General features: G+C 57.4%; 1 protein-coding gene. It reads right to left on the bottom strand.

Annotated elements, in window-relative coordinates; all coding sequences use genetic code 11:
- A partial coding sequence (locus O0S10_RS10380) for an InlB B-repeat-containing protein (RefSeq protein ID WP_268925810.1) occupies positions 1 to 3278 on the bottom strand: 3278 nt, incomplete at both ends.

The following is a 3278-nucleotide window of genomic DNA, read 5'->3' as shown; positions in this document are numbered from 1 at the left end:
TTCCACTCTGCTGGCTGCTGCTCTGGGATGAGCTGCTGCCGCCGGTCCACTTGGCGTAGAGGGTCATGTCGCCCGGGATGCCGTCGCTGAAGCTCCAGCTTTGGGTACAGGCGCTGTCTTTGTACCAGCCGGCGAAGGTGTAGCCGTCTTTGACGGGGTTGGCCGGTGCGGTGATCCTATCTCCTGAGGAGAGGCCGGTTGCGGGGCTGATGAAGCTGCCGCCGCTGGTCTCGAAGAGGACACGGTAGGCGCCATCCATGTTGCCGGAGCCGGAGGAGCTGACCGGAGGTTGTGGCTGCGGGCCGGGTCCGGGGCTGGGATCGGGACCGGGGGTGGTGTCAGTGACGGTGACCGTGATCTGTTTTTCTACCGAACCGGTATGTACAGAGAGAGTGGAGGTTCCTGCGGCAAGTCCGGTGAGGGTGACAGTATCTCCGTTCTGGCTGATCTGTGCGTACTTGGCGGAATCTATGGTCCAGACGATTTTGGGGTCCGGGAATTCCGACTGGATGGTGTTGTTATATGCCGTTGCGGTGATCTGTATGTTTGCACCTTTGGTGATGGTGACCTCGGTTTGGTCAGGGTTGAGCCGGATTTCGTCCGCGGTCGGTACAAGGACGGTGATTTTTGCTGCGGCACTGTACTCCCAGGTGGTGAATCCGTCTTCGGTGTAGGTGACGTTTGCACGGTAGTACCAGGTTCCTGCGGTACTGACGTCCGGGGTGTAGGTTGTTTGCGTTGCACCGCTGATGTCGGTTACGTCTGCACCGAAGGCCGGGTCGGTGGATTTCTGCCACTGGTAGCCGAGGGTTCCGCTGCCGGGCGCGGTTGCGCTGACGCTGATGTCGGTTATGTCGGTCTCTCCGGAGGTGTAGGCTGCATCCGTCGGGTTATCGGTGATCGTCGGTTTGCCGACGACGGTGATGGTGACGGAGTCCGCGGTCAACGAGGGGTCAGCGACCGTTGCGCTGATGGTGTAGGTGCCTGCTGTCGTCGGGGTGAAGGAGACTGCGGCGCCGGTTTTGCTGGCCGAGATTGTTTCGCTCGGAGATACTGTCCATGTGACGTCGTAGCCGGCGAACTGTTTGTCTGCATCGTCTGTTGCGACGGCGGTCAGGTGTATGGTGTCGCCGAGGGCGATGGTTTGTTTGTCAGCAGTGATGCTGAGGGAGGTTGGTGTTGTTGTGGTTACTTCGATCAATGCGGTTCCTGTGACACTGCCGCCGTGAACGGTGGTCGCGGTGAGAGTGTCGGTTCCGGCACTGGTTCCGGTGAGGGTGATGGTGGTCGGGGTCGATGCATCTTCTGTAGTGTAGGTTCCTGCACCACTCCACGTGACGGGTTCGTCTTTGAGGAGGTTGCTGGCTGTGTCATAGACGAGGACGCCGAAGGTCATACTGTTATCCTGCGGAAGAAGGACGCCGCTCTCCGGCAGTTCTGTGCCGCCTTCACCGGTGATGACGACTTTGGCAGGGGTCGGTGCCTGAACACCGGTGAGAATCTCCGAGGTGAATGTCTTTGTGCTGATGCCGGTGTTTTTGAGGACGGCGGTTACAGCATAGGTTTGCCCAGGGGTAAGTCCGGTGACCTGGAGGTCACTGATGGTGCTTCCTTTTGGGAAGGTATCACTGAGTGTCTGGGATGTCTGGGAGCCGAGTTTGACGGATACGTCGGTTGCGTCGTTGGCATTCGGGTCGAGCCGGATGCTGACGTTGGCGATGGTGCTGTTGATCCATTTGACCGTGACGTTGTCTGCGCCGCTGAGGGCAATCGGTTTGTTGAGGGTGCCGATGATCTTTCCTGTACTGTCGTCTGCGGTAAGCGTCCATTTGGTGGTGTCGGCAAGGCCGAGACGCGGGAGGATAGAGGTTGCGGTTCCTGCGGCAGGATCGACGGTGAAGATGGTTTTGCCGTCGAGGTTGTCTTCCAGCAGTTCAAGGAATTTGATCTCGCCGGTGTACGGTGCGGGAATCCGGATGCCGGTGGCACTTTGAAGTTTGGAGATGGTAAACGTCTGATCCTCAGAGAAGATGACATTTCCGGAGAGCCGGACTTGCGTCCTATCATTGGCGGTGTCGATGTAGATCGCCTGGCCACTCGAAGCTGTGTTCTCCGTGAAGGTGGTATTACCATTGATATGAACCTCATCGACTGCAAAAATGTACATCCCGCCGCCGTTGTTGTTCGCTTTGTTGCCGGAGATCTCGCCACCAGTCACAGAACAGGAGGCCCCGCTGCCGCCTGTGAAGTAGATTCCGCCCCCGTTTTTGTTCGCGGTGTTGTTGGAGATCTTACCACCGAGGACCCAGATCCTGCTATACGCATGGGCAAATATCCCGCCGCCGTTGTTGTCCGCTTTGTTGCCGGAGATCTCACCATCGTACATCCGGAATATGGAATAGGTGGTAGGCGTCCTCTCGATTCCGGACATATATACCCCGCTGCCGCCATTCTCGGAGATCTTTCCGCCGTACATATAAAACGTGCTGCCAGAGCCGTATACCATGGCGCCGTTGCTGCCCGCGGGGTTACCGGAGATCTCTCCATCGTTCATCGTGAACCTGCTCTTGTGGAAGGCTACTCCGCTACCCTTCTCGGTCGCTTTGTTGCCGGAGATCGCTCCACCGTTCATGATCATCTTCGCATTGTCATAGAGGTAGACACCAGCACCATATGTCGCGGTATTGTTGGTAATCAGGCCTCCGTTCATCGTGAAGGTCGCACCCATATAGACCATGATACCTGCAGCATTACACGGCTTGAACCCACTATCAAGATTATTTCCCTTCCGAACAGATGCATTGGTTATGGTGATGCCGTCGTTCATGATGAGTTCAGTCGTACCACCGGTAACATGAATCAGACTCCATCCATTGTTATTCGCTTGGTTGAACTTGTCATCCTGCCCGTGAATGGTCAGCGGTGATAAGCCGTCACCGAGCGTGAGTGTTCCGCGGGTGATGTTGATGAGGGTGGTGTTGCTCGCACCGCGCCAGATGGTGTGGCCTTCACCGAGGATGGTCATTGAGCCGGTGATGTTGATCGTACCGGTGACATTGATGTCCTTCAGAAGCTTGAGCGTGCTGTCGCTGGATAGGGTTGCGTTACCATCGCCGAGCGCTTCTGCAAGTGCAGTTGCGGTACTGTATTCATGGCCACTGCCATCGAACACCACCGCATCATCCGCGGAGGCCGCCGCCGGTGCGGCACACACCACCGCAAGCAGCAGCAGAACTGCGGCGGCGAACATCCCGCGCCGCAGAACAGAATTTATCGGG

Origin of the sequence: Methanocorpusculum petauri (assembly GCF_026891975.1) — an archaeon.
In the GTDB taxonomy this organism is placed as follows: Archaea; Halobacteriota; Methanomicrobia; order Methanomicrobiales; family Methanocorpusculaceae; genus Methanocorpusculum; species Methanocorpusculum petauri.
Note: the sequence above shows the minus strand (reverse complement) of the source record. Positions and strands in the feature narration are given on the sequence as shown.